22 protein-coding genes are annotated in these 25922 nt (G+C 70.9%); 17 read left to right on the top strand and 5 right to left on the bottom strand.

The annotated features are described in order from the left end of the window. Positions 1 to 202: 202 nt before the first annotated feature. Positions 203 to 1264 carry a sodium:calcium antiporter gene (locus QSK17_RS15855; protein WP_285705520.1) on the bottom strand — a complete coding sequence of 354 codons (1062 nt, stop codon included), beginning with the start codon at positions 1262 to 1264 and terminating at the stop codon, positions 203 to 205. A 290-nt stretch (positions 1265 to 1554) separates the two neighbouring features. Between QSK17_RS15855 and QSK17_RS15850 the strand changes: the two genes are divergently transcribed. Further along, entirely contained in the window at positions 1555 to 2427 is an 873-nt protein-coding gene (locus QSK17_RS15850) for a helix-turn-helix transcriptional regulator (protein ID WP_285705519.1), read from the top strand. 70 nt (positions 2428 to 2497) lie between these two features. Then, complete coding sequence (locus QSK17_RS15845; RefSeq protein WP_285705518.1) at positions 2498 to 4231, top strand: AMP-binding protein; 1734 nt, start codon at positions 2498 to 2500, stop codon at positions 4229 to 4231. A gap of 69 nt (positions 4232 to 4300) precedes the next feature. Here QSK17_RS15845 and QSK17_RS15840 read toward each other — a convergent pair whose 3' ends face one another. Next, positions 4301 to 5158, bottom strand: a complete 858-nt coding sequence (locus tag QSK17_RS15840; protein WP_285705517.1) for a DUF4253 domain-containing protein — start codon at positions 5156 to 5158, stop codon at positions 4301 to 4303. 292 nt (positions 5159 to 5450) lie between these two features. On the opposite strand from QSK17_RS15840, the gene QSK17_RS15835 reads away from it, so the two are divergent. After that, complete coding sequence (locus QSK17_RS15835; protein WP_285705516.1) at positions 5451 to 8486, top strand: alpha-mannosidase; 3036 nt, start codon at positions 5451 to 5453, stop codon at positions 8484 to 8486. Positions 8487 to 8620: 134 nt separating this feature from the next. Continuing rightward, positions 8621 to 9898 carry an APC family permease gene (locus tag QSK17_RS15830; protein WP_285705515.1) on the top strand — a complete coding sequence of 426 codons (1278 nt, stop codon included), beginning with the start codon at positions 8621 to 8623 and terminating at the stop codon, positions 9896 to 9898. A gap of 112 nt (positions 9899 to 10010) precedes the next feature. Here the strand turns inward: QSK17_RS15830 and QSK17_RS15825 are convergent, their stop codons facing one another. Further along, positions 10011 to 11234 carry a saccharopine dehydrogenase family protein gene (locus tag QSK17_RS15825; protein WP_285705514.1) on the bottom strand — a complete coding sequence of 408 codons (1224 nt, stop codon included), beginning with the start codon at positions 11232 to 11234 and terminating at the stop codon, positions 10011 to 10013. 133 nt (positions 11235 to 11367) lie between these two features. On the opposite strand from QSK17_RS15825, the gene QSK17_RS15820 reads away from it, so the two are divergent. Continuing rightward, positions 11368 to 12078, top strand: a complete 711-nt coding sequence (locus QSK17_RS15820; protein ID WP_285705513.1) for a TetR/AcrR family transcriptional regulator — start codon at positions 11368 to 11370, stop codon at positions 12076 to 12078. Here the strand turns inward: QSK17_RS15820 and QSK17_RS15815 are convergent. Together QSK17_RS15815 and QSK17_RS15810 are read right to left on the bottom strand one after the other, a co-directional pair. Beyond that, positions 12075 to 12503, bottom strand: coding sequence for a nuclear transport factor 2 family protein (locus QSK17_RS15815; RefSeq protein WP_285705510.1), 429 nt, complete (start codon positions 12501 to 12503; stop codon positions 12075 to 12077). The genes QSK17_RS15820 and QSK17_RS15815 overlap by 4 nt on opposite strands. A gap of 189 nt (positions 12504 to 12692) precedes the next feature. Beyond that, positions 12693 to 13400 carry a GntR family transcriptional regulator gene (locus QSK17_RS15810; RefSeq protein WP_285705509.1) on the bottom strand — a complete coding sequence of 236 codons (708 nt, stop codon included), beginning with the start codon at positions 13398 to 13400 and terminating at the stop codon, positions 12693 to 12695. A gap of 109 nt (positions 13401 to 13509) precedes the next feature. Here QSK17_RS15810 and QSK17_RS15805 point away from each other — a divergent pair, with 109 nt between their 5' ends. The 12 genes from QSK17_RS15805 to QSK17_RS15750 are packed head-to-tail and all read left to right on the top strand — an operon-like array spanning position 13510 to position 25799. Next, on the top strand, positions 13510 to 14565 hold the full coding sequence (locus tag QSK17_RS15805) for a sugar ABC transporter substrate-binding protein (protein WP_285705508.1): 1056 nt from the start codon (positions 13510 to 13512) through the stop codon (positions 14563 to 14565). Continuing rightward, positions 14565 to 15653, top strand: coding sequence for a mandelate racemase/muconate lactonizing enzyme family protein (locus QSK17_RS15800; protein ID WP_285705507.1), 1089 nt, complete (start codon positions 14565 to 14567; stop codon positions 15651 to 15653). Before QSK17_RS15805 ends, QSK17_RS15800 begins: the two co-directional genes overlap by 1 nt. Next, positions 15650 to 16726, top strand: coding sequence for an ABC transporter permease (locus tag QSK17_RS15795; protein ID WP_285705506.1), 1077 nt, complete (start codon positions 15650 to 15652; stop codon positions 16724 to 16726). The genes QSK17_RS15800 and QSK17_RS15795 overlap by 4 nt, the downstream gene beginning before the upstream one ends. Further along, positions 16723 to 17718 (top strand): ABC transporter permease, encoded by a 996-nt coding sequence (locus tag QSK17_RS15790; RefSeq protein ID WP_285705505.1) that lies wholly within the window; start codon positions 16723 to 16725, stop codon positions 17716 to 17718. The genes QSK17_RS15795 and QSK17_RS15790 overlap by 4 nt, the downstream gene beginning before the upstream one ends. Continuing rightward, positions 17715 to 19241 (top strand): sugar ABC transporter ATP-binding protein, encoded by a 1527-nt coding sequence (locus QSK17_RS15785; RefSeq protein WP_285705504.1) that lies wholly within the window; start codon positions 17715 to 17717, stop codon positions 19239 to 19241. Before QSK17_RS15790 ends, QSK17_RS15785 begins: the two co-directional genes overlap by 4 nt. Further along, entirely contained in the window at positions 19238 to 20263 is a 1026-nt protein-coding gene (locus QSK17_RS15780; protein WP_285705502.1) for an aldo/keto reductase, read from the top strand. The genes QSK17_RS15785 and QSK17_RS15780 overlap by 4 nt, the downstream gene beginning before the upstream one ends. Then, positions 20260 to 21108, top strand: coding sequence for an amidohydrolase family protein (locus tag QSK17_RS15775; RefSeq protein ID WP_285705501.1), 849 nt, complete (start codon positions 20260 to 20262; stop codon positions 21106 to 21108). The genes QSK17_RS15780 and QSK17_RS15775 overlap by 4 nt, the downstream gene beginning before the upstream one ends. 5 nt (positions 21109 to 21113) lie before the next feature. Beyond that, positions 21114 to 21944, top strand: a complete 831-nt coding sequence (locus QSK17_RS15770; protein ID WP_502889218.1) for a fumarylacetoacetate hydrolase family protein — start codon at positions 21114 to 21116, stop codon at positions 21942 to 21944. Further along, positions 21944 to 23248 carry an L-fuconate dehydratase gene (locus QSK17_RS15765; RefSeq protein WP_285705498.1) on the top strand — a complete coding sequence of 435 codons (1305 nt, stop codon included), beginning with the start codon at positions 21944 to 21946 and terminating at the stop codon, positions 23246 to 23248. Before QSK17_RS15770 ends, QSK17_RS15765 begins: the two co-directional genes overlap by 1 nt. Next, the gene (locus QSK17_RS15760) at positions 23239 to 24864 is read left to right on the top strand and encodes an aldehyde ferredoxin oxidoreductase N-terminal domain-containing protein (protein WP_285705497.1); all 1626 of its coding nucleotides are present in this window, start codon (positions 23239 to 23241) and stop codon (positions 24862 to 24864) included. Before QSK17_RS15765 ends, QSK17_RS15760 begins: the two co-directional genes overlap by 10 nt. Then, on the top strand, positions 24857 to 25606 hold the full coding sequence (locus tag QSK17_RS15755) for an SDR family NAD(P)-dependent oxidoreductase (protein ID WP_285705496.1): 750 nt from the start codon (positions 24857 to 24859) through the stop codon (positions 25604 to 25606). Before QSK17_RS15760 ends, QSK17_RS15755 begins: the two co-directional genes overlap by 8 nt. Before the next feature lie 55 nt (positions 25607 to 25661). Beyond that, entirely contained in the window at positions 25662 to 25799 is a 138-nt protein-coding gene (locus QSK17_RS15750) for a hypothetical protein (protein WP_285705495.1), read from the top strand. The last annotated feature ends 123 nt before the right edge of the window (positions 25800 to 25922 follow it).

Here is a 25922-nt window from a genome sequence, read left to right as displayed (position 1 = left end):
CCCCTCTCCGTTCTCACGTGGCGCGACTCCGGCGGCTGAAGTACGAGGCCAGCGCATCACATCGGCGCCCCGGTGAGCAGGGCCGAAGGTCCCCGGCGACCGGTCCGTACGGCCAGGCGTACGGCATGTGTGCCGCCATGTGTGCCGCCATGTGTACGGTCATGGCCTCCGGCCGCCGTTCGTCGATCGACCGGCCGGAGCCTCAGGTGAGGATCGGGATGAGCCCGATCGCGAACACCAGGTAGAAGCCGGCGGCCATCCCAAGCCGGAGGGGAGTCAGCCTGTGGGCGCGCATGTTCGCCAGCAGGTAGACGATCGCCGCCATCGTGACCAGCCCCGACCACAGGAGGGCGCCGTCGAACTTCCAGGCGGTGAACAGCAGCCCCAACCCGCTCGGCACGGTGGCCTGGATCATCATGGCGCCGGAGATGTTGGCCAGGGCCAGTTTGGTCTTCCCCTGCCGGATCCAGATGATCGCGTTCATCGTCTCAGGAAGCTCCGTGGCGATGGGAGACAGCAACAGCGCCGTGACGGAGGCGGACAGCCCGATCATCGGGCCGATGATCTCCAGCTGGGTCACGAAGAGATGCGACGCGAAGAAGATCACCACGAGGGTGACGAGGGTCTGGGCGATCACCGCCCAGGTGGCCGGCGCGGCCGCCTTGGGCTGGAACTTCAGCGGCTCCAGCTCCACCTCCAGCTCGTCGTCATCATCGTGGCCGCCGCGGATCTCACGCCAGAAGTACACGGCGTAGGCGGCGAAGAACAGCAGACCCAGCACGGGCTTGAACGCGAACGCGACGAGGCCGAGCCCGACCTTGACGATGAAGATCGGCAGGAACCACGTCTGGTCCTTGGCCAGGCGGGCCATGTCCCGCGCGGTTCCGAGCGCCTGCGCGGAGTCACCCGGAGGATCCACCTCAACCTCGCCGGAGCCTCCGGCGATGACAGCCGCGCGCCGCCTGCGCCGATGGAGCAGCAGGACCACGCCGCTCACTCCGTACGCGACGGTGGCCAGGGCCAGCGGGCCGCCCATCGCCGCGCCCACCCCGATGTTCTTGGCCTCCTCCGTGCCGCCGGTGGTCACCGCGACCAGCGTCACCACGGATTCGGGCAGTGCCGTTCCGAAAGCCGCCAGGATGGTGCCAACCGCCATCTTCCCGACGTTCAGCCGCTCACCCAGCCACTCGACCGCGTTGACGAACCACTCGCAGGACAAATAGATCGCCACCGCGCAGGCGATGAGCAACAGGACATGTATCACGACCTCGTCCAACCTTCCCGCGGTCGCGAGGTCCGAGATCGACCGGCGCGGGGGCGGCGGCACGGCTTCGGCCCCGCGACGCGCACACGTCGTCGACAATGGGCCGAAGGTCTCGCCCGCCTGTTTCAGATCACAGGCCCGGCCACCGGGAGCCGGGGGCTCCAGCGTGTCGACGACCGGTTCGCGGGGCTACTCCCCTTCGCAGCGGCCAAGCTTACCCCCTCTTGACCGGGATCTGCCAGCCGGCGACCAGGTATTCCCCCGGCGGTCGAACCAGGGCAAGATGAAGCATGGTCAGGCTCGACGGCGAAACGCCCCCGGACATCCCGCACCTGTGGGGGCAGGAGCTGCGCTCGTTGCGCGAGGCCACGGGCGCCCCGATCGCCTTCGGCGGCCCGGTGGTGGACGGCCGGCTGTGCCTGGCACACTTCGACGGCACCCGGACCCGCCTGCTGTCCGGGCTCGCGGTGTCCCCGGGCGCCGGGGTCGGCGGCCGCGCCTGGGGCGAACGCCGCGTGGTCGGCGTCGACGACTACCGCATCGCGGACGACATCTCCCACGACTACGACTTCCCGGTCCTGACCGAAGGCATCCGGGCTACCGTCGCGGCGCCCGTGCTCGTCGGCACGACGGTGCGCGGCGTGATCTACTCCGCCGTCCGCGAGAGCCCGGGCCTCGGCGACCGCCTCAAGACCGCGACCACGGTCGCGGCCCGCGTGCTGGCACGGAAGCTGGCCGTGGAGGACGAGATCGAGCGGCGCGTGGCCGCTCACGTCGAGTCGGTCGACCGGCTCCACGCGAGCGCGCTCGAACGGCTGCGCAAGGTCCACTCCGGCCTGCACGCGTTGCGGCAGAGCACAGTCGACGGCGTGGTCCGCGAGCGGATCAGCGACCTGCTGGAGGAGCTGTCCGGCGAGGCAGCCGGCAATGCGGCTGGCAAGGCGGCCGGCAACGCGGCCGAGAACGTGCCCGCGCTCCGCGCGCGCGAGCTGGCGGTCCTGTCGATGGTGGCGACGGGACGCACCTACGCGAGCGTCGCGGCGGAGCTCGGCATCGCACCCATGACGGTCAAGAGCTACATGCGCGACATCCTCGTCCGGCTCGACGTGCACAGCCGGCACGAGGCCGTCGTCGCCGCCCGTCGCCACGGCCTCCTCCCGTGACCCCCATCGGGGGGTGTCGCGACGGAGGAATCAAAGTCACCATGTGCGACGGACCCCCAAGGAGGCTGCGATGTCACTCGACCCCACGTCCGCCCTGCGAGCCGCACGGGACCGCCTGATCGACCTGCGCACGTCGTACGACAGCGCCGTCGCGGAGTTCTCGTGGCCCGATGTGGGCGACACCTTCAACTGGGCGCACGACTGGTTCGAGACGTGGGCGCGGGACGACGAGCGCACCGGCCTGGTGATCGTCGAGGAGGGCGGAAGCCGCTCCGCGTACTCGTTCGCCGAGCTGTGCCGCAGGTCCGACCAGGTGGCCCGCCATCTCGCGGCCGGCGGAGTGGGCCGCGGCGACAGCGTCGTGGTCATGCTCGGCAACCAGGTCGAGCTGTGGGAGTCGATGCTCGCGATCATCAAGCTCGGCGCGGTCGTCGTGCCGACGACCACGGCGGTCGGGCCCGCCGAGCTCGTCGACCGGCTCGACCGTGGGAACGCGAAGGCGGTCATCTGCAACGCGGCCGACGCGCCGAAGTTCGAGACCGTTCCGGGGTCCTACCTGAAGGTCGTCGTGGGAGGCGCGGTCAAGGGCTGGCGGGAGCTCGCGGCGGCGTACGAGCTGGAGGCCGCGCCGCTGCCGCACCCGGGCAACGCGAGCGGGGACCGGTTGCTGCTCTACTTCACGTCGGGCACGACCAGCAGGCCGAAACTCGTCGAGCACACCCACGTGTCCTATCCCGTGGGCCACCTGTCGACCATGTACTGGCTGGGGCTGCGGCCCGGGGACGTCCACCTCAACATCTCCTCGCCGGGCTGGGCGAAGCACGCGTGGTCGAACTTCTTCGCCCCATGGCTCGCCGAGGCCACCGTCTTCGTCTACAACTACTCGCGCTTCGACCCGGTGGCGCTCCTGGCGCAGCTGCGATCCGAGAAGGTGACCACGTTCTGCGCCCCACCCACGGTGTGGCGCATGCTCATCAACGCCGACCTGTCCGAAGCCCCGGTCGCGCTGCGCGAGGCCGTCGGCGCGGGGGAACCATTGAACCCCGAGGTCATCAACCAGGTCGAGAAGCGATGGGGGCTGACGATCCGGGACGGTTTCGGGCAGACCGAGACCACCGCGTCAGTCGGCAACTCCCCCGGCCAGCGCGTCAAGACGGGATCCATGGGCCGCCCCCTGCCGGGCGTCCCGGTCGTCCTCGTCGACCCGACGACCGGCGAGAAGGTCCCCGGCGAGGGCGAGGGCGAGCTCTGCCTCGACCTGTCCCAGGCCCCGCTGACCCTCATGACCGGATACCAGGGGGACGAGGAGCTCAACGCCGAGGCGATGGCGGACGGCTACTACCACACCGGAGACGTCGCCAGCCGGGACGCCGACGGATACATCACCTTCGTCGGACGCACCGACGACGTCTTCAAGGCCTCCGACTACAAGGTCAGCCCCTTCGAGCTGGAGAGCGTCCTCATCGAGCATCCCGCCGTCGCCGAGGCCGCCGTCGTTCCCGCGCCAGACCCCGTCCGCCTGGCGGTGCCGAAGGCGTACGTCGCCCTGGCGCCGGGTTACCAGCCCGACGAGGAGACGTCGCGGTCGATCCTCGCCTACTCCCGGGAGCACCTGCCCCCGTACCTCCGCGTCCGCCGCCTGGAGTTCTACGACCTGCCGAAGACGATCTCCGGCAAGATCCGCCGAGTCGAGCTGCGAACGCGCGAGGAGCAGCACTCGGGCACGCGACTGGCCGGCGAGTGGCGTGACGACCAGTTCGACCTGTCGGGCGGGTCCGCGGAGGAGCCGGCACGGCAGGAGTAGAGGTCCAGATCCCGGCACCCGCCTGGTCACCTGGCTGCGGCTCCGCCTCAGGGACGGAGAACCCTCTCCCTAGTCCCACCAGAAGGCCCACGCGTTCGCGCCGACCAGTCGCTCGGCGTACGACCTGAGCGTGCCGTCGGCGTCGCCCTGCTGGATGTTGTCCGGACAGAACACGAAATGCTCGGCCGCCACCCGCAGCGCCTCCTCCGGCGTCGTCGGCGGCGCGGCGACGCTGAGGTAGAGGGTGTCGAAGCCGACGGCGACCACCCGGACGCCGAAGCGCTCCTCCCAGCTGCGCAGCATCGCCGACAGCGGCGGCGTCTCGTGACGGTTGATCGGTCCCAGCCAGCCGATCACGGTCAGCGCGTCCGCGCCTCGCCCGGCCGCCACCAGGCCCAGATGCGCCGGCCGCCCGGCCATCTCCCGAGCGAACCGGTCGGCGACCGCCGACGGGTCCTCGGTGACGGCCGCCACGGGAGCCAGCCCCGGACACTCGCGGCCGAACGGTTCGAGATCCTTCAGGCCGAAGACCTGGTCGTCCCCATCGGCCTCCTCCGTCCAGCCTGACCACTCCTCGGCCACGAACGCCGCGGCGTCGTGCTCGTCGATCTCCGCCACCGGCCACGGCGTGAGCTCGCCGTCGGCCCAGGGACGGTCGTCATCCCCGTCCGCCAGGTCGTGCAGCAGGAGCAGCGGCCACAACCCCGATCGCGGATGCTGGTCGCGGAAAGCGGACCAGACCCTTCCATCGACAGGCTGGGAGCTCATCCACAGGACCGGCCGCTCGAAGTCCGTCGCACCGGGGGTGACCATGGACGGATCCGGGGCCACGAGGCGACCGGCGGGCGGCGTCACCTCCAGCGTGCGGCGTACGCCGTCGTCGGGCAGAAGCCGCGCCAGGTCGTCAGGAAGCATGGTCTCGGGCATCGGAACTCCTCGGAACTCCACGTCGGTCTCAACTCCCCGGAACCTGTGAGGCGTCTCCCCCACGTTCACGCGGGAACAAGCGGACCGTACCGAGCCGGTACGACAAACACGCGACGGCAGAGGAGCCGTCCTTACACGCCGCCCCGCCTCAGGGGGCGGTTCAGGAGGGAGTGCTCGCCTGGAACACCTCGCCCTGGCCCGAGACCGTCGGAGGCCGTGGAGGCGGCCCTCGCCGGGTATGCCCTGGCCAAGCTGCGTTTCCGGTTGACCGTTCAGATGTTCAGGAGCCCCGATGCATGACGACCGCGATCTGGTCGAAGCCCGCCTCAAGCGCGTCCTCGACGAGCGCATCCGGCCGGCGGTGTATCCCGCGTCCGTGCCGCTCGACGTGGCCGTCTGGCACGCGCCCGGCGAGCCGGTTCCGGTCGCCGAGGGCCTGTCGGCCGTACCCGGGCCCATCGCGGTCGGGGACGAGTGGGGCCCGCCGTGGGGCACGAGCTGGTTCACCGTCACCGGCGTGGTGCCCGCCGAATGGGCGGGGAGGACCGTCGAGGCGATCCTCGACCTCGGGTTCGACGAGAACATGCCGGGCTTCCAGTGCGAGGGTCTCGTCTACCGCCCCGACGGCACCCCGGTGAAGGGTCTCAACCCGCGCAACCAGTGGGTACGCGTCGGGGCGCCCGTCGAGGGCGGTGAGGAGGTGCGGCTGCACATCGAGGCCGCGTCCAACCCCGTCGTCCTCGACTACCACCCCTTCCTGCCGACCACGCTCGGCGACAAGGAGACCGCCGGGACCCGGCCGCAATACCGGCTGGGCCGCATGGACCTGGCCGTCTTCGACGAGACCGTGTGGCAGCTGGTGATGGACCTGGAGGTGCTGGGCGAGCTCATGCGGGAGCTGCCGGTCGAGGGCGCCCGCCGCTGGGAGATCCTGCGCGCCGTGGAGCGGGCGCTCGACGCGGTCGACCTCCAGGACGTGAACGGCACCGCGACCGCCGCCCGTGAGCGGCTCACCGGGGTCCTGTCCACGCCCGCCGAGCCGTCCGCACACCGGATCAGCGCCGTCGGCCACGCGCACATCGACTCGGCCTGGCTGTGGCCGCTCCGCGAGACCGTGCGCAAGGTCGCCCGCACCACGTCCAACATGACCGCGCTGCTGGAGAGCGAGCGCGACTTCGTCTTCGCCATGTCGCAGGCGCAGCAGTGGGCCTGGGTGAAGGAGCACCGGCCCGAGGTCTGGGCCAGGGTGACCAAGGCGGTGGCCACCGGGCGGTTCGTCCCTACAGGCGGCATGTGGGTGGAGTCCGACACCAACATGCCGGGCTCCGAGGCGATGGCCCGGCAGTTCGTGCACGGCAAGCGGTTCTTCCTGGACGAGTTCGGCATCGAGAACGACGAGGTGTGGCTGCCCGACACGTTCGGCTTCGCCGCCGGGCTCCCCCAGATCATCAGGGCCGCCGGGTCGAAGTGGCTGCTCACCCAGAAGATCTCGTGGAGCCGGACCAACACGTTCCCGCACCACACTTTCCTCTGGGAGGGCATCGACGGCACCCGGATCTTCACCCACTTCCCGCCCGTCGACACGTACAACTGCTCGATGAAGGGCGGCGAGATCGCGCACGCGGCGCGCAACTTCAAGGACAAGGGCGTCGCGCGGCGCTCCCTCGCCCCCACCGGCTGGGGCGACGGGGGCGGCGGCACCACCCGCGAGATGGTCGCCAAGGCGGCCAGGATGCGCGACCTGGCAGGCTCGGCCACCGTCACCTGGGAGACGCCCGCCGAGTTCTTCGCCAAGGCCGAAGCCGAATACCCCAACCCGCCCGTCTGGGTCGGCGAGCTCTACCTCGAACTCCACCGCGCCACCTTGACCAGCCAGGCCAAGACCAAGCAGGGCAACCGGCGCAGCGAGTCCCTGCTGCGGGAGGCCGAACTGTGGGCCGCGACCGCCGCCGTACGGGCCGGGCACCCTTACCCGTACGAGCAGCTCGACCGGGTCTGGAAGATCGTGCTGCTCCACCAGTTCCACGACATCCTGCCCGGCTCGTCCATCGCCTGGGTGCACCGCGAGGCCGAGAAAACCTACGCGGCCGTGGCCGAGGAGCTGGACGGCATCATCGACGCGGCGCAGCGCGCCCTCGCCGGTGATCCCGCCGGGGGCACGCCGCTCCTCTTCAACTCCGCACCGCACACCCGCGAGGGCGTCGCGGCGGGCGGCGCCTCCGCGCCTCTCCTCGTCGGCGGCGCCACCGGCGTCCGCTCGCGTGACGCCGTCGGCGAGAGGGGCGGCCACATCCTCGACAACGGCCTGCTCCGGGTGGAGATCGACGGGCGCGGCCTGGTCGTGTCGGTTTATGACCTCGCCGCCGAACGGGAGGCCGTCGCGCCCGGCGGGGCGGCCAACCTGCTGCAGATCCACCCCGACTTCCCCAACATGTGGGACGCCTGGGACGTGGACGAGTTCTACCGCAACACGGTCACCGACCTGGTGGACGCCGACGAGGTGGCGCCCGGCGAGGAGCCGGGCTCGGTCCGCGTGACCCGCTCGTTCGGCCGCTCGAAGGTGACCCAGTCGCTCAGCCTCCCGCCCGGCGCCAAGCGGCTCGACATCCAGACCGAGGTCGACTGGCATGAGACCGAGAAGTTCCTCAAGCTGGCCTTCTCCCTGGATGTGCGCGCCGAGCGGTACGCCTCGGAGACCCAGTACGGCCACACCTACCGGGCCACCCACACCAACACGAGCTGGGAGGCCGCCAAGTTCGAGGCGTGCAACCACCGCTTCGTGCACCTGGAGGAGCCCGGCTGGGGCGTGGCCCTGGTCAACGACTCGACCTACGGCCACGACGTGACCCGAGCGGTCCGCGCCTCCGACGGCGGGACGACCACCACGCTCCGGGCCTCCCTGCTGCGCGCCCCCCGCTTCCCCGACCCCGAGACCGACCAGGGCGTGCACCGGTTCCGGCACGCGCTCGTGCCGGGCGCGACGATCGGCGACGCGGTCCGCGAGGGTTACGTCATCAACCTGCCCGCGCGACGGGTGCTCGGTGACGCCGAGGTCGCGCCGCTGGTCACGCTCGACAACGACGCGGTCGTCGTGACCGCCGTCAAGCTGGCCGACGACGGGAGCGGCGACGTCATCGTACGGTTCCACGAAGCGCATGGCGGCCGGGCCCGGGCAACCCTGACCGCGGGCTTCCCGATCACCGGCGTCACGGCGACCGACCTGCTGGAGCGGCCCATCGGCGAGCCGCGGCGCGAGGGGGACGAGGGAGACACGGTGCCCCTGACGCTGCGGCCGTTCGAACTGGTCACGCTCCGGCTGAAGCGGTAGGACGCCGGACCGGCCGGCGCGGGGGTGACCGAGGTTGCGCGAGGATGGTGACGTCCTCGAGAGAGCCGCGGCTTCGTCGGCCTCGATCGAAACCCGATCTCGAATCCGTTTCACGTCGATGGAGGGTTAACGCCATGGCCGGCACGTCGACCGGAGCCGGGCAGCCGATGTTGGAGCGGCGCCTGGGCCTGACCGATGCCGTGGTCATCGGCCTGGGATCGATGATCGGCGCCGGTGTCTTCTCCGCGCTGGGGCCTGCCGCGGCCGCGGCCGGTCCCGGCCTGCTCCTGGGACTGGCACTCGCGGCGGTGGTGGCATACTGCAATGCCACTTCCTCGGCTCGGCTGGCGGCACGCTACCCGGCCGCCGGCGGGACCTACGTCTACGGCCGCGAGCGCCTCGGAGACTTCTGGGGCTACCTGGCCGGGTGGGGCTTCGTGGTCGGCAAGTCCGCCTCCTGTGCGGCGATGGCGCTCACCATCGGCTCATACCTGTGGCCGTCACAGGCGCACGCGGTGGCGGTGGCCGCCGTCGTGGCGCTGACCGCGGTCAACTACGCGGGAGTGCACAAGTCCGCCTGGCTGACGAGGGCGATCGTCGCCGTGGTCCTGTCGGTGCTGGCCACGGTCGCGGTCACTGTGGCGGTCTCCGGCGAGGCGGACGCCACCCGGCTGGACATCGGCTCCGGCGCCACCTTCGGCGGGGTGCTGCAGGCAGCGGGCCTGTTGTTCTTCGCCTTCGCCGGGTACGCCCGCATCGCCACGCTCGGCGAAGAGGTCCGCGACCCGGCCCGCGTCATTCCCCGCGCCATCCCGCTTGCGCTCGGCATCACTCTGGTCGTCTACACGGCGGTGGCGGTCGCGGTGCTGGCCGTGCTGGGCGGTACCAGCCTGGGTGAGGCCACCGCCCCGCTCGCCGACGCGGTCCGCGCCGCGGGTCTTCCCGGCTTGGTACCGGTGGTGCGCGCGGGAGCCGCGGTGGCCGCGCTCGGCTCCCTGCTGGCGCTGATTCTGGGCGTGTCGCGCACCACCTTGGCCATGGCCCGCGACCGGCACCTGCCGCACATCCTGGCCGCGGTTCATCCGCGATTCAAAGTGCCGCATCACGCCGAACTCGCCGTCGGCGGCGTTGTGGCGGTCCTCGCCGCGACGGCGGACCTCCGCGGCGCGATCGGGTTCTCGTCATTCGGGGTGCTGGCGTACTACGCCGTCGCCAACGCCGCCGCATGGACCCTCTCCCCCGCCGAGGGCCGCCCCGCACGGATCGTGCCCGTGCTCGGGCTGGCGGGCTGTCTGGCCCTTGCCTTCGCCCTGCCGGTCTCCTCGGTGGTCTCCGGGGCCGCTGTGCTGGCCGTCGGCGCCGCGGCGTACGCGGTGCGCCGAGCGGCCGCCGCCCGCAGGGCAAATAGATAGAGTCACCGGGCCGCACCCGCAGCCCGCCATCGTCGACAACGAAAGCCGGTCGGCGCGGTGGAGCACCGTGCCGTAGCCCTGGCGCCGGGGCAGGCCGCCCCGACGCCTGCGGTCACTGTTCGCGCATGCCCCAAGGGGTGCCGTACGCGGTCAGCAGATCGAGGAAGGGCCGAGGCGGAAGGGCTTCCGGGCCCAGGACGCCGGCGCCGGACCAGGTGCCCGCGGCGATCAACTCGAGGGCCACCACCGGGTTGACGGCGGTCTGCCACACCACTGCCTGGGAGCCGTACTCCCGCATGGACCACTCGTTGTCGACCACGTGGTAGAGGTAGACCTCGCGCGGACTGCCGTTCTTGGTGCCCTTGACCCAGGTGCCCGCGCACGTCTTGCCGCGCATGCGCTCCCCGAGGGTCGCCGGGTCGGGCAGGCATGCCGCGACCACGTCGCGCGGGGAGACCATGACGGGGGCGCCGCCCTCACCCGGGACCTGGACCGGCTCGGTGCGGTCGAGGCCCAGCAGATGCAGGGTCCGCAGCGTCTGGATGAACTCCTCGCCCAGCCCGTACTTGAAGGTCACCCGCTTGGCGTCGACCCAGCGGGGTACGAGCAGGACCTCCTCGTGCTCGACGTTGACGCACTCGACCGGGCCGATGCCGTCGGGGAAGTCGAACACCTCCGGCTCGCTGAAGGGCGGGGTGGTGAACCAGCCCCGGTCGGCCTCGTAGACGACCGGCGGGTTGAGGCACTCTTCGATGGTGGTCCAGATGTTGAACGAGGGCGCGAAGTCGTATCCCTCGACGGTGAGGTTGGCGCCGTCGCGGATGCCGATCTCCTCGATGTGATCGAAGAGCTCGTCGGCGGCGTACCGGGCGAAGACGTCCGACAGCCCCGGCTCCACACCGATGCCGACCAGCGCGAGCTTGCCCGCCTTCTCCCACTCGGCGGCCATTTCGAACTGGGCGTCGCCGAGCTTGACCCCGCACACCTCGTGGGGACGCTCCGGGTGCGGCCGGGACAGCGACATCGCCATGTCCAGGTAGTGCGCACCGACGCTCAGCGCCGCCCGGAACAGCGGCATCACGAAGCGCGGGTCGGTGGCGTTGAGCAGGACGTCGCAGCGGTGCGCCTCCAGCAGTGCCACCACGGCCGCCTCGTCGCTCGCGTCGACCCGCTCGGCGCTGAAGCGGGTGCCCGCCTCCCCGAGCGCGGCGACGGCCGCCTCGGCGCGGGACTGGTCGTAGTCGGCGACGACCATGTGGTCGAAGAACGACCGGCGGGCCGCGATCCGGGTGATCGCCGTGCCCACACCACCGGCGCCGACGAGCAGAACACGCATGACAGAACCTTCCCCTTTCCAAGGCGCACGCCTTCGGTGCGCCCGATCCAACGCCACCACCCCTTCATACGTCAATGGTGTTGGCATAAGCTCCCGGGTAACGGAGCAGGAAACAGGATGAGGAGGGAGCACCGTGCCCAAGCCGGTGGTCTCGGAGTCGGCGCGGCAACGCCGCCGCCCGACAAAGAACGGGATGGTCCTCTCAGAGGAGCTGATCGTGCGGACCGCGCTGCGCATGCTGCGCGAGCACGGCTCCGCGGGTCTGAGCGCGCGACGGCTCGGCACGGCCCTGGGTGCCGACCCCAGCACGCTCTACCGCTACTTCACCGGCATGGACGACCTGACCCTGGCCATCGGCGACATGCTCATCGGCCAGGCGATGGCCGGCTGGCACAGCACCGGCGACTGGCGCGCCGACCTGCGCGAACTGGGCCTGCGCATCCACGCCGCCTACCTCGAACACCCACAGGCCGCGGTGCTGACCGCCAACCGCATAACCGGCAAGTCTCACGAGGTCGCGGCCGACGAGGCGATCCTCGGGCTGCTGCGGGGCGCCGGATTCCCGGACCGAGACGTGGTCCGCATCTACCACGCCTTCATCGACATGACCCTGGCCTTCGCCGCGCTGGACGCGGCGTCCCTGGCGCTGCCCGTGGAAGCACGCACGGCAGACGAGGAGATCTGGCAGGCGACCTACGCCCGCCTGCCGGCCGCCACTCACCCCAACATCGCGGCGGTCGCCCCCCTGCTGGTCGCCGGCATGAACGACAGCGCCTACCCCGCCGCCCTGGAGATGCTGCTCGGCAGCGCCGAGTCCCAGCTCGCCGCCGGCCGAAAGGGTTAAGTCGCCTCGAAGTCGCTCGGGAGCCGGAACCCGAGCTGAGCGTAGATTTCCAACTGGTCGTAATAGATGCGCTGGCTGGCGATGAGGTCGTCCTCGACGTTCCAGAAGCAGCAACAGCGCAGGCTGACGCTGCGGCCCGTCGGTGCCAGTATCTCGCCGCCGATCATCAGGTAGGGCCCCGTCTGCCTGCCTGAGATCAGCAGCTCGGCCGCGACGACCTCACCACAGGTGATCTTCTCCCACACAGTGAGCCCGAAGTCGGGAAACCCCTGCCAGACGTGCAGAAAGTAAGAGCCGATCTCCTCGGGGCTTCCCGCCTCCATCACCGGGCCGACCATGGCCGCGTCGGCCCGGTAGCACCGCATCACCTCGTCGAGATCATGGGCGTTGAGCGAGCTGATCAGGCGGTCCACGACGTCTGACATCGCCGAAGCACCCCCTTCTCCCGCCGGCCTACCGAGACAGGGCATCACCAGGACGAACAGCCGCCCCCGTCTGTCCGGGCGGATGGCCGTTCAATACCCCTCCGAACGTTCCGCATGCGGCGGACCGTCACACCACCGGGCTCACGTGACACCACCGGCGGCGGACGTCAAACTCCCCGTCCGGCGAGGTCAGACCGCGGTCGCCGGCCCTCCCGCTGGAGGCATCTGGTCGAAGGCCGACAGGTGGCGCTGCCGGGCGGCTGTGAGGTGCTCGCGCATCGCGGTCGCGGCGGCGTCCGGGTCGCCGTGGGAGATGGCGGCGGCTATGCGCTCGTGCTCCGCACGGGTGTCGGAGGCCGTCGCGACCGGGAAGTACAGGCGGTGCAGATGCAGGTGGGCGTGGAGCCGGGTGATGGCGTCGCGGAGCAGCGGGCTACCCGCCACCTCGGCGATGAGGTCGTGGAATCTCGCGTCCTGGGCCGTGAACGCCGGGTTCCTCCGCTGTCCGTCGCCTACCTCGGTGGTCGCGGCGGCCTCGGCGGTGATCTTGTCCCGCTCGGCGGCGGAGGCGCGGGCCGCCGCCCGGGCGGCGGCCGCGCTTTCGAGGAGCAGCCGCATGTCGAAGAGGTCGTCGAACTCGTTCCTGGTCAGCAGAGGTGTCGTCGTGTAGCCGGACAGCGGGCGCTTGCGCACGAGGCCGTCGGATTCCAGCCGGGCCAGTGCCTCTCGTACGGGGGTGGGAGAGACGTCGAGTTCCCTGGAGAGAGCGTCGATGTTCACCCGCTCACTGGGCGGAAGCGCATGGTCCATAATGAGCGTTTTGACCGTCTCGTACACATCCTCGGTCAGGGTAAGTCGCCGTGCCGGTGGGACCCGGAATCGGGTTTCCTTCGCCATCTCGTCTCCTCCGAGCCCTTGACTGGGGACGGCATATGCATGTACATATTACCAGCACAATCTTTCCTATAGGATCCATGATCCGCCGTCGCCCCCCGAGGAGAACCGCATGAGGCGCACCGCGCTGGACCGCATAGGCGCAGGTCTCGCTGTGCTCGCACTTGCCGTGACCGCCACGGCGTGTACGAAGAAGAGCGACGACGCCGGCGAGGCCACCGCCAAGGGGATGGCCATGGACCAGGTGAAGGTGGCCTTGGTTCCAGGCGGCTCGCACCCGTACTTCCAGCCGTGGAAGGATGCCGGAGCCAAGGCGAAGTCCGAATTCGCGCTCGGTGACGTCACCTACAACGAGACCGCCGGCTGGGACCAGACGAAGCAGAACGACGTGCTCAAGTCCCTCGCCGCACAGGGCTACAACGCCTTCGGCGTCTTCGGTGTCTCGCCCGACAACATCAACTCCACCTTCGAAGATCTCAAGCATCAGGGCTACCCTGTCGCCTCCCTCGCCTCCTGCCCCGCCGGTGACGCTAACAAGGCCGACTTCTGCCTGTCCACCGACGTCGAGCTCGCCGCGTACAAGGCCGCGAAGGCCGCCATCGACGCGATCGGCGGCGCCGGCAACCTCGTCCATCTGACCGGCAACAAGGTCGACTCCAACACCCAGCGCCGCATCAAGGGTGTGGAGAAGGCGGTCGCCGAGACCAGCGGCAAGGTCGTCCTGCTCCAGAACGTCACCGACATCGACAAGGACCTGCAGAGCGCGCAGAAGGCCGTCGCCGACCTCCTCGCCGCCAAGGGCAGCCAGATCCAGGGCATCGTCAACACCGCCTACAACCCGTCGGTCGCCTCCGCCGAAGGCGTCCGGCAGGCGAAGCTGCCCATCAAGGTCATCGCCATCGACGACGACAAGGCGATCCTCGACGGTCTCCGCGACGGCTCCGTGGCCGGCACCGTGCTGCAGAACCCGGTCGGCCAGGCCTACGTCGGTTCGTACGCCCTCGCCAAAATCGCCGGCGGCTGCACGATGGCCACGCCGGGCATCGTCATCGACTCCGGCTCGTTCGTCGTGACCAAGGACAACGTGGACAGCTACGAGGCCGACCGCACCACCACCACCGACGAACTCAAGAAGCAGTTCGACGCCGAGTACCTGACGTGCAAGTGATGTCCACGATCACGCACGCTGAGGCGTACCTCGTCGACATCGCCGTCGAGACCGTCCGCACCGACGCCGTGCAGGCGTTCCTCAAGCAGGAGACGCTCTTCGTCGAAATCCGCACCGCCGACGGCCGGCACGGCACCGGCTACTCGTACACCATCGGCACCGGCGGCACCGCGGTGCTCGCGCTCCTGCGCGACCACCTGGTGCCCCGCCTGATCGGCGCTGACGCCACCCGGGTGGAGGCGATCTGGCGCGACCTCCACGCCAGCACCCGCGCCACCGCCGTCGGCGCGATCACCTCACTGGCCCTGGCCGCCGTCGACACCGCGCTGTGGGACCTGCGCGCCAAGACCGCCGATCTGCCCCTGTGGGTGCTGGCCGGCGGGGCCAAGGACCGCATCCCGCTCTACGACACCGAGGGCGGCTGGCTGCATCTCAGTGTCGACGAACTGGTCGCCGGGGCGAAGGCGTCCCAGGCGACCGGCTGGCAGGGTGTCAAGCTCAAGATCGGCAAGCCCGACCCGGCCGAGGACGCCGAGCGGATCGGCGCGGTCCGGGCCGCCGTCGGTGACCGGCTCGACGTGATGGTCGACGCCAACCAGTCGTTGACCGCCGCCGAGGCGATCCGCCGGGCACGGCTGCTCGAACCGCATGGGCTCACCTGGTTCGAAGAGCCGCTACCCGCCGACGACGTGGCCGGTCACGAGCTGCTCGTCCGCTCGACGAGCATCCCGATCGCCGTCGGCGAGTCGATGTACTCGATCGGGCAGTTCGCCGAGTACCTGCGCCGCCAGGCCGCGGGCATCGTCCAGGTCGACGTCGCCCGAGTCGGCGGGATCACCCCGTGGCTCAAGGTCGCTCACATGGCCGAGGCGTGCAACGTGGCGGTGTGCCCGCACTTCCTCATGGAGCTGCACCTGAGCCTGTGCGCGGCCGTGCCCAACAGCCGCTACCTGGAGTACATCCCGCAGCTGCGCGCGGTGACCCGGACCGAGATCCTCGTCGAGGACGGCCACGCCCTCGCCCCGACCGCGCCCGGCCTCGGCATCGACTGGGACCGTGACGCGATCGATGACAGGAGAGTCGCGTGAGAACGGCTTCTCCCCAGCCGCCGACGGCCTCCGCGCCGTCGGCGGCGCCCCCCGGCGCGCGGTCGCGCGTCCTGCCGTTCTGGGCCAATCCGCGCCTGGGCCTGGTCATCGTCATCGCCGCGCTGGTCGCGCTCTTCTCATCGCTGAGCCCCGCGTTCCTCGATCCCAAGCTCACCCTCGCGCCGCTGCAGGCCGACGTCAGCGTGTACGTCGTCGTCGGCCTGGCCCAGCTCGCCGTGCTGTCCCTTGGCCACATGAACATGGCCGTCGGCCGGATGGCCGCGCTGTCCACGTTCGCCATGGGACTGGCGTACGACCGGCTCGGTGTGCCGCTGCTGGTCGGCCTCGCCATCGGCCTCGCCGTGGGGGCGGCCATCGGAGCCCTCGCCGGTCTGGTCATCGCCAAGACCGGCGTGAACTCCTTCGTCGTGACGCTCGCGCTCGACTTCGGCCTGCTGGGCCTGGTGACGATCCTCTACACGCAGGCGACCGACGGTGTGGCGTTCGCGGTGAAGCCGGCCGGACTGGCCGAGCTGCGCTTCGACACCTTCGCCGACTACTGCGCGGGCGAGTTGTGCGGCCCGCGCGTCCCGCTCGTCGTACCGTTCGCGCTCGTCGCGGCGCTCGGCGTCGGGCTGCTGTTCCGCTTCGCGCGCCTCGGCCGGGAGATCCTGATGACGGGTGCCAATCCAGTCGCGGCCGAACTGTCCGGCATCCCCACGCACCGGCGGATCGTCGCCGCTCATGCCACCAGCGGCCTGCTCGCCGCCCTCGCCGGCTTCATGCTCGCCGCCAACAACGGCGCGTTCTCCGCCAGCATCGGCGAATCGTTCCTGCTGCCGTCGTTCCTCGCCCCGGTGCTCGGCGGCACGCTGCTCGCCGGTGGCGCGGTCAGCGTGCTCGGCACAGTGCTCGGGGCGACCCTCACCCAAGTCATCTACAAGGGCCTCAATCTCCTGCAGTTCTCGCTGGAGGAGCTGAAGCTCTACATCGGCCTGGTCCTGCTGGCCGCGCTGTCGCTGGACCGGCTGCGCGCCGTGCTCGCCGAGCGCAGGGCGGTGTCCTCGTCATGAAGAACCTCGTGATGAAGAACCCCGTGATGAAGAACCGCGCGCTGAAGAACCTCGTGCGCACGAACGAGTTCACCCTCGCCGTGATCGCGATCGTCGGCTTCGGCGCGCTCGCCGTCGCCACCGATCTCAACCTGCTCACCGCCGGCACGATGGACGCGTTCCTCCGCTTCCTCGCGGTGCCGATCGTCATCGGACTGGCCCAGATGGTGGTGCTCGTCGTCGGCCAGATGAACCTCTCCGTGGGCGTACTGACCGGCTTCTGCGCGATGGCGTCGGCGTGGTTGCTGGTCGAAGCCGGCGTGCCCGCGCCGTTCGCGGTGCTCGCCGCCCTGGCCCTCGGAGCGCTCGTCGGCCTGGTCAACGGACTGCTGGTGGTCTTCACCCGGCTCAACGGGTTCATCGTCACTCTCGCCACGATGACGATCCTCGAAGGGCTGCGCTACGGAGTGAACGGGACCGGCACCTATCAGGGTTACTCGCCGGGCCTGCGTGCCCTGGGCGGGGCGTCGGTGCTCGGCGTACCCGTGGTCTTCCTGTTGGCGGGGACGGTCGCCGTCGCGACAGCGCTGTTCTTCCGCCACTCGGTGCCCGGGCGTCGTCTGCTCGCCTCCGGCGGCAACCCCTTCGCGGCGCGGCTGTCGGGCATCTCCAACGACCGGGCGCTCGTACTCGCCCACACGCTGTCGGGCCTGCTCGCTGGGGTCGCCGCCGTCATCGTGGTGGCCGCGTTCGGCACGGTGAACGCGTCGATCGGCGACGACCTGCTGCTGTCCAGCTTCGCCGCGCCGATCATCGGCGGGGTCGCCCTGGCCGGCGGCGTGGTGAGCGTGACCGGCACGGTGCTCGCGGCGTTTCTGGTGCGGCTGGTCGACGTCACGCAGGCGCAGTTCGACATCAACCGCCGGTGGGTCGACCTCATCATCGGCGCGGTCGTGCTGGGCGCCGTCCTGCTCGGCCGGGCCCGCGACAAACTCACCGGAGGTGCGCGATGAGCATCGTGTTGTCGGCCGAGAAGCTGGTCAAGACCTTCCCCGGTGTGCGGGCGCTCGACCAGGCGACGTTGACCCTGACCGCCGGCAGCGTCCACGCCCTGCTGGGGGAGAACGGCGCCGGCAAGAGCACCCTGATCAAGCTCCTGACCGGGGTGTACCGGCCGGACGGCGGACGTGTCCTGCTGGCCGGGCCGGACGGCCCGCAGGAGGTGCACTTCGGCAGCCCGCAGGACGCCCAGCGGGCCGGCGTCGGAGTCGTTCACCAGGAGCGGAACCTGATCCCGGCGTTCAGCGTCGCGGAGAACATCTGCCTGCAGCACCTTCCCCGGCGTAAGGGGCTGGTCGACCGGGCCCGCGTCCGTTCGGAGGCTCGGCGCTGCCTGGAACTGCTCGATGTGGACATCGACCCCGATACGCCGGTGTCGCGGCTGTCGGTGGCGCAGATGCAGCTCGTGGAGATCGCCAAGGCGCTCTCGGCCGACTCCAAGGTGCTCTTGCTCGACGAACCGACCGCGTCGCTGACGGGTGACGAGGCCGACCGGCTGTACGCCATCGTGCGCCGGCTGCGTGACCAGGGCCACGCCGTCGTGCTGGTCAGTCACAAGCTGGAGGAGATCTTCGCGGTCGCCGACACGGTGACCGTCCTCCGGGACGGCCGCAGCGTCGCCGAGGCCGAACCGCTCGCCCGTCACTCCCGTGACCAGATCGTCGACCTGATGGTGGGCCGGGCCTACCAGGAGGTACGGCTCCCCCAGCGCACCGTCGACCCCTCGGCCGAACCGGCGCTGGTCCTGGACGGGGTCTCCACCTCCGCCGGGCACCACGATGTCGGCCTCACGGTGCGCCCGGGCGAGATCCTCGGCCTGTACGGACTGGTCGGTGCCGGTCGCAGCGAGTTGGCCAAGGCCCTGCTGGGACTCGAGCAGATCACCGCCGGCGAGGTACGGGTGCACGGGAAGACGGCCCGCATCCGCGATGTGGGCGACGCGCTGCGGCGGCACCGCATCGGCTACGTCACCGAGAACCGCAAGGAGGAGGGGCTCTTCCTCGACCAGACGATCGCGCGCAACATCGCGGTGACCGTATGGCGGCGGCTCTCGCGCCTGGGGCTGGTGCGCGACCGCGCGGAGCGGGCGCTGGTCGCCGACTACACCGAGCGGCTGGGCATCCGGCTCGCCTCGCCCGACCAACTCGCCGGACAGCTCTCCGGCGGCAACCAGCAGAAGGTCAGTCTGGCGAAGTGGCTCGCCGCGGACTGCGACATCCTCATCATCGACGAGCCGACAGTGGGCATCGATGTTCGCACCAAGGCCGCATTCCACGAGCTGATCGCCGGACTCGCCGAGCAGGGCATGGCCATTCTGCTCATCTCGTCGGATCTGCCCGAGATGATCACTCTCGCCGACCGCATCGCGGTGATGCGCGACTTCGCCGTCGCGGGCGAACTGGTCAACGATCACGAGTACGACCGGATGAGCCAGGCGGTCATCCGGCTGATCCACGGTTCGCAGGAGGCCGCGTGACAGAGCGGGAGAAGGGGCCGGAGAAGGGGCCGGAGAAGGCGACGCAAAGGGCGACGGAGAAGGTCCGGCTGGGGCGCACCGACGTGGAGGTGACCCGGTTGGGCCTCGGGCTCGCGCCGATCGGCGGATTGTTCACCGCCGTGGGCGACGAGGCCGCGCGGGCGACGGTCGAGGCGGCCTGGGACCTCGGGCTGCGCTACTTCGACACCGCCCCGCTGTACGGCTGCGGGCTCTCCGAGCGCCGGGCCGGGGCGGTGCTGTCGGGCAAGTCGCGGGAGGAGTTCACGCTGTCGACCAAGGTCGGCCGGTTGCTCGTGCCCCGCGGTGCCGACACGCAGGAATTCTGGGCGGAGTCGAGCGACCTCACCCCGGTTTTCGATTTCTCCCACGCCGGGGTGCTGCGCTCGCACGCGGAGAGCCTGCTGCGGCTGGGCCTGGACCGGGTCGACATCGCACACATCCACGACCCCGACGACCACTTCGCGGAGGCGATGAGCGGGGCATACCCGGCGCTGGCGGAGCTGCGCGCGCGAGGACAGGTCGGTGCGGTCAGCGCGGGCATGAACCAGGCGGGAATGCTGGCGGACCTCGCCCGGGCAGGCGACTTCGACTGTCTCATGCTCGCCGGGCGCTACACGCTGCTGGACCAGTCGGGGCTGGACGAGCTGCTGCCGCTGTGCCGGGAGAAGGGCATCTCGGTCCTCGCCGCCGGAGTGTACAACTCGGGCCTGCTCGCCGATCCGAAGCCGGGCGCCCACTTCGACTACGCCCCGGCCGACCGTGCGCTGGTCGATCGGGCGCTGGCGATCCGGGCGGTGTGCGAACGGCATGGAGTGCCACTTCGCGCGGCGGCGATCCAGTTCCCGCTCGGCCATCCGGCGGTCGCGAGCGTCGTGATCGGGGCCCGGAGCCCGGAGGAGATCATCGACAACACGGCGATGTTCGACTGGGACATCCCGGGCGCGATGTGGGCCGATCTGAAGAGGGACGGCCTGCTGCCGGAGGAGGCACCGACACCGTGATCATCGACGCGCACCATCACCTGTGGACCGCGGACTACCAGTGGCTCGCCGAGCCGGGCCTGGAGGCGATCCGGCGCGACTACACCATCGCCGACCTCACGCCCCGGCTGGAGGCGGCGGGCGTCACGGCCACCGTTCTCGTCGAGGCGGGCCGCTGCGACGCCGCCGAGACCGCCGAGTTCCTCGCGCTGGCCGCCACGACGCCGCGCATCGCGGGCGTGGTCGGCTGGGCGTCACTGACCGACCCCGACCTGCCCGCCACCCTGGCGGCCTACCGTGACCTGCCCGGCGCGGCGAAGTTGGTCGGCATCCGCGATCAGGTGCAGGGCGTCGACGATCCGGGGCACCTCGCCCGCCCCGACGTACGAGCGGCGCTGGCCGGCTTCGGCGCCGCGGGGTTGACCTACGACCTCGTCGTCCATGTCGGGCAGTTGGCCGCCAGTGCCGAGGCGGCGCGGGCCACCCCGGGCACGGTCTTCGTCCTCGACCATCTCGGCAAACCGCGGATCGGCGCGGGAGCCGAGGGGTTCGCCGAGTGGCGGGCGGCCGTGGCTCCCCTGGCCGCCTGCGACAACGTCGTCGCGAAGCTGTCCGGCCTGCTGGTGGAGGCCGGACCCGGCTGGAACGTGTCCCTGATCCGGCCGTACGTCGAGGCCGCCCTTGAGCTGTTCGGCGCCGAGCGGCTCATGGTCGGCTCCGACTGGCCGGTGTGCGAACTCGTCGCCTCGTACGCCGCCGCCCTGGAGACGGTCGACGCCTGCCTGGGCGGGCTGTCGGCGACCGAGCGGGCCGCCGTCACGGCGGGCACCGCGATCCGTACCTATCGTCTGGAGGTTGTCTCTTGAAGCTCATGCGGGTCGGACCGATGGGGGCCGAGAAGCCCGTGCTGTACACCGAGGGCCGTCACTTCGACCTGTCGTCGATCACGGCCGATCTCGACGCGGCGTTCTTCGCCTCGGACGGGGTGCGGAGGGTACGCGAGGCGACCGGACTTCCGGAGATCGACATCGAGGGACAGCGGATCGGGGCGCCGATCGCGCGCCCGGGCGTGATCCTGTGTGTCGGCCAGAACTACGCCGCCCACGCGGCCGAGTCCGGCGCGGAGCCGCCCACCGTCCCGATCGTTTTCTACAAGGCCCCGAACACCGTGGTCGGGCCGTTCGACGACGTGCTGATCCCCCGCGGTTCCGCGAAGACGGACTGGGAGGTGGAACTGGGCGTGGTGATCGGCCGACGCGCCCGGTACCTGTCCTCCCCGGATGAGGCGCTCGCGCACATCGCCGGTTTCGTGCTGTCCAACGACGTGTCGGAGCGGGACTTCCAGCTCGACCAGTCCGGTGGCCAGTGGTCGAAGGGCAAGTCGTGCGAGACCTTCCAGCCGCTCGGACCGTGGCTGGTGACGCCCGACGAGATCGTCGATCCGCAGGCGCTGGGGCTGCGCTCATGGGTCAACGGCGAGGCCCGGCAGGACTCCTCGACCAAGGACATGATCTTCGATGTGGCGTACCTGGTGTGGCACCTGTCCCAGTACACCGTCCTGGATCCGGGAGACCTCATCAACACCGGTACGCCGCAGGGGGTCGCGCTGTCTGGCCGGTTCCCTTACCTGGCGCCGGGTGACGTGATGGAGGTCGAGATCGACGGCCTCGGCCGGCAGCGTTCGGCCCTGAGGAGCGCCTGATGGCCGTGATCGTCGCGGTCGACACCTTCGATGTGCGGTTTCCGACGTCGCGCGAGCTGGACGGCTCCGACGCGATGAACCCCGACCCGGACTACTCGGCCGCGTACGTGGTCCTGCGCACCGACGAAGGGCCGGAAGGGCACGGGTTCACGTTCACCATCGGCCGCGGCAACGAGATCTGCCGAGCGGCGATCGAGGCGCTCTCCCCCTTCGTCGTCGGAGCCGACCCCGACGCCGTCGACCTCGGCGCGTTCGCCCGCGAGCTCACACACGACTCGCAGTTGCGCTGGCTGGGGCCGGAGAAGGGGGTGGTGCACCTCGCCGCCGCCGCGCTCATCAACGCGATGTGGGACCTGGTCGCCAAGCGAGCCGGCAAGCCCGTCTGGCGCTACCTCGCCGACCTCACCCCCGAGCAGATCGTCGACCTCGTCGACTGGCGTTACCTCACCGACGCGCTCACCCCCGAAGAGGCGCTGCGGATCCTGCGGGCCGCCGAGCCGGGTCGTGCCGAGCGGATCGAGGCGTTGCGGACCCGCGGCTACCCCGCGTACACGACCTCACCCGGCTGGCTGGGGTACGACGACGACAAGGTGGTCCGGCTGGCGAAGCAGGCCGTGGCCGACGGGTTCACCCAGATCAAGCTGAAGGTCGGCGCCGACCTGGCCGACGACGCCCGCCGCTTCCGGGTGGCGCGCGAGGCCGTCGGCCCGGACATCCGGATCGCGGTCGACGCCAACCAGCGCTGGGACGTCGCCACCGCGGTCGACCGGATGACGGCGCTGGCCGAGTACGACCCGTGGTGGATCGAGGAGCCGACCAGCCCCGACGACGTCCTCGCCCACGCCGCGATCCGCACCGCCCTGGCCACCGCCTCGCCCGAGGGCGGGCCGATCCGGGTCGCGACAGGGGAGCACGTGCAGAACCGGGTCGTGTTCAAGCAGCTGCTGCAAGCCGGCGCCGTCGACTTCGTCCAGATCGACGCGTGCCGGGTCGGCGGAGTCAACGAGAACATCGCGATCCTGCTGCTGGCCGCGAAGTACGGCGTGCCGGTGTGCCCGCACGCCGGCGGTGTGGGGCTGTGCGAACTGGTCCAGCACCTGTCGATGTTCGACTACGTGGCGGTGTCGGGCACGACCGATGACCGGGTCATCGAGTTCGTCGACCACCTGCACGAGCACTTCCTCGCCCCGGCGATCGTCCGCGACGGCCATTACGTCGCGCCGATACTGCCCGGATTCTCGGCCGAGATGCGCGCGGACAGCATCGCCACCTACTCCTACCCCGACGGGCCGGCATGGGCATAGTCGACGTCGACCTGGCCACCGGGCGGGTGAGCACCCGGCCGGTCGAGGGGTACGGCGGCTCGATCCAGGCGTTGCGCCTGCTTCTCGACGCCCTGCCCGACCTGCTGACTGATGTGCCCGACGTGCTGACTGATGTGCCCGGCGTGCTGCCTGATGGGGGCCGTCGGGGCGGAGCTCCCGCCGATGTGGCCGCTTCGGAGGCGGCGGGGCGCCTGGCGGCCGACGCACCGAGCGCGCTGGTCGCCTCCAGCGTCGCGGGCGTCGCCGCGCCCGGGCTCGCCCGGGTCGCCGCGGTCGGTGTGTCACCGCTGTCCGGCGGGGTCGCGGAGACCCGCGCCGAGGGGCCCTTCGCCGCGGGCCTGCGGGCCGCGGGCGCCACCGGGGTGGTCCTGCGCGGTCGCGCGGAACACCCGGTGTACGTCCTGGTCACCGGAGGCTCGGCGAGCCTGCACGACGCCGCCGACCTGTGGGGAAGCGACACCTGGACGGCCACCGACGCGCTCGTCGCCCGGCACGGCCCGAACGCCGCCGTCGCCGTGATCGGCCCGGCGGGAGAAGCGGGCACGCCGTACGCGTCGGTGGTCACGTGTCGGCAGCACCCGCTGCCGCGCCTGGGCTTCGGCGCGGTGTGGGGTGCCAAGAACGTCAAGGCCGTCGTCTGCGTCGGCACCGACCGCCCGCCCGTCGCCGATCCGCTCGCCCTCGCCCAGATCACCGGCTGGTACGCCGAGGAGGCCCCGCGCAATCCACTCGCCGGCTGGCAGCACAACGCGCCCGGCTTCGGCGTGTGGCCCACGGTCGGGCCGGACGCGGTCATGGCGCCCGCGCCGGAGCCCGACGGCGTCGCACCCTGCCCCGGCTGCCCGACGGACTGCGTGAAGACGTTCCAGGGTGCCGGGCTTCACCAGGAGGCCCTCGCCGCGCTCGGCCGCGACCTCGGTATCACGGACACCGCGGCCGTCCTCGATGACAACGCGCAGTGCCTGCGCCAGGGCGTCGACCCGGTGTCGTACGGCGAGGCGCTGCGCGCCGCCGGCCGTACGCCCTTCGACGGCGGGGCCTACCCGCCGCCCGGCCCCGACACCGTCAAGGGGGTGGCGCTGCCGCCGTTCGACCCGCGGCAGCAGCCCAACCTGGGCCTCGGCTACGCGGTCGCCCCGTTCGGCCCGCGCTACGACGTGTGCGAGCACGACCTCGATTTCGACCCCGAGCACGGCCTGCCGTACGCCTATCCGGAGGTACGCCGGCTGGGGGCGCGGGTGCCCCGCCCGGCGGGCGAGATCGATGTGGAACGGACCGCGGTGCTGATGGCCCTGTGGTCGGGCCTGGACGCGCTGGGCGTGTGCGTGTTCGCCGCGACTCCGACCCGGCCGCTGACCCTGGACCGGGTGGGTGATCTGGTGGAGGCGGTCACCGGCGACCGGCCCGACGTGCTCGCCCTCGGTTACCGGCGGCTGCGGCTCATGGCCGAGATCAATGCGCGCCTGGGCGTGCCACCCGCCGCGGACACTCTGCCCGAGCGGTATTTCGACACCCTCGACCGCGCGGCCTTCCAGGCCGCCGTGCACCGGCTTCGACGACTACTTGGATTGGACGGAGATTCTTGTGATGTTTGACGGTTTGGTGGCCGTGGTGACCGGGGGCGGCTCGGGAATCGGCCGCGCCTGTGTGGAGGCGCTCGTCGCCGACGGCGCCCGGGTGGGGGTGTTCGATCTGGATCCGGGCGCGCCGGACGACCCGCGTGTCCACGGGGTCCGGGCCGACGTGGCCGACCGTGCCTCGCTCATCGCGGGGATGGAGTCGGTGGCGGAGGCATTCGGCGGAGTGGACATCCTGATCAACAACGCCGGGATCTCGGCTGTCGGCACCGTCGAGGACAACGACGACGCGGAATGGGCACGCGTCCTGGACGTGAACGTGACGGGGGTCACCCGGACCACCGCCGCCGCCCTGCCCTATCTGCGCCGGTCCGAAGCGGCGGCGATCGTCAACGTCTCCTCTATCGCGGCGGGCGCCGGCCTGCCCAAGCGGGCCCTGTACTCGGCGTCGAAGGGCGCGGTGCACGCGCTGACTCTCGCCATGGCCGCCGACCTGGTCGGTGAGGGAATCCGGGTCAACTGCGTCGCTCCCGGAACGGTCGACACTCCGTGGGTGGCGCGGCTGCTCGCCAAGGCCGACGACCCGCAGGCCGAGAAGCGCCGGCTCGCCGCCCGCCAGCCCACCGGCCGCCTGGTCACCGCGCAGGAGGTGGCCGCGGCTGTGCTGTACCTGGCATCGCCGGCCGCCGGGGCGGTGACGGGCATGTCCCTCGCCGTCGACGGCGGCATGTCCGGCCTGCGCCTGCCGGCCCGCGGTTGACCGAGAGTTCCCGGTATGGCCATTCACGCGGTCGTGGCGCGTGGTGGAACTCCTCGTGGCGCGGGGTGCTCAGCCGCCGCCGAACTCGTACTTGGCCCAGTTGACCGACGCGGAGCTCGCCGACCAGATGCTGCCCCTACAAGCAGCACTGATCGACGAGCTCGGCGTCTGGTCTACCACCGCGGCGACCTAGTAGTACTTCGTTAGATCGATGATCACTTAACGTGATCATTTTGATGAGTTACTTCGGGATCATGCTGTCGTGACACCTGACGAGATGGCGCTGGTACGCCCGCGGCTTGAGAAGTTTGCAGAT

Source organism: Microtetraspora sp. NBRC 16547 (assembly GCF_030268965.1).
Lineage (GTDB): Bacteria > Actinomycetota > Actinomycetes > Streptosporangiales > Streptosporangiaceae > Microtetraspora.
Note: the sequence above shows the minus strand (reverse complement) of the source record. Positions and strands in the feature narration are given on the sequence as shown.

Coding starts and splice junctions, on each gene's coding strand:
- QSK17_RS15850 (WP_285705519.1), top strand. CDS start 1,555: ATGGTCAGGCTCGACGGCGAAACGCCCCCGGACATCCCGCACCTGTGG.
- QSK17_RS15845 (WP_285705518.1), top strand. CDS start 2,498: ATGTCACTCGACCCCACGTCCGCCCTGCGAGCCGCACGGGACCGCCTG.
- QSK17_RS15840 (WP_285705517.1), bottom strand. CDS start 5,158: ATGCCCGAGACCATGCTTCCTGACGACCTGGCGCGGCTTCTGCCCGAC.
- QSK17_RS15835 (WP_285705516.1), top strand. CDS start 5,451: ATGCATGACGACCGCGATCTGGTCGAAGCCCGCCTCAAGCGCGTCCTC.
- QSK17_RS15830 (WP_285705515.1), top strand. CDS start 8,621: ATGGCCGGCACGTCGACCGGAGCCGGGCAGCCGATGTTGGAGCGGCGC.
- QSK17_RS15825 (WP_285705514.1), bottom strand. CDS start 11,234: ATGCGTGTTCTGCTCGTCGGCGCCGGTGGTGTGGGCACGGCGATCACC.
- QSK17_RS15815 (WP_285705510.1), bottom strand. CDS start 12,503: ATGTCAGACGTCGTGGACCGCCTGATCAGCTCGCTCAACGCCCATGAT.
- QSK17_RS15810 (WP_285705509.1), bottom strand. CDS start 13,400: ATGGCGAAGGAAACCCGATTCCGGGTCCCACCGGCACGGCGACTTACC.
- QSK17_RS15805 (WP_285705508.1), top strand. CDS start 13,510: ATGAGGCGCACCGCGCTGGACCGCATAGGCGCAGGTCTCGCTGTGCTC.
- QSK17_RS15800 (WP_285705507.1), top strand. CDS start 14,565: ATGTCCACGATCACGCACGCTGAGGCGTACCTCGTCGACATCGCCGTC.
- QSK17_RS15790 (WP_285705505.1), top strand. CDS start 16,723: ATGAAGAACCTCGTGATGAAGAACCCCGTGATGAAGAACCGCGCGCTG.
- QSK17_RS15785 (WP_285705504.1), top strand. CDS start 17,715: ATGAGCATCGTGTTGTCGGCCGAGAAGCTGGTCAAGACCTTCCCCGGT.
- QSK17_RS15770 (WP_502889218.1), top strand. CDS start 21,114: ATGCGGGTCGGACCGATGGGGGCCGAGAAGCCCGTGCTGTACACCGAG.
- QSK17_RS15765 (WP_285705498.1), top strand. CDS start 21,944: ATGGCCGTGATCGTCGCGGTCGACACCTTCGATGTGCGGTTTCCGACG.
- QSK17_RS15760 (WP_285705497.1), top strand. CDS start 23,239: ATGGGCATAGTCGACGTCGACCTGGCCACCGGGCGGGTGAGCACCCGG.
- QSK17_RS15755 (WP_285705496.1), top strand. CDS start 24,857: ATGTTTGACGGTTTGGTGGCCGTGGTGACCGGGGGCGGCTCGGGAATC.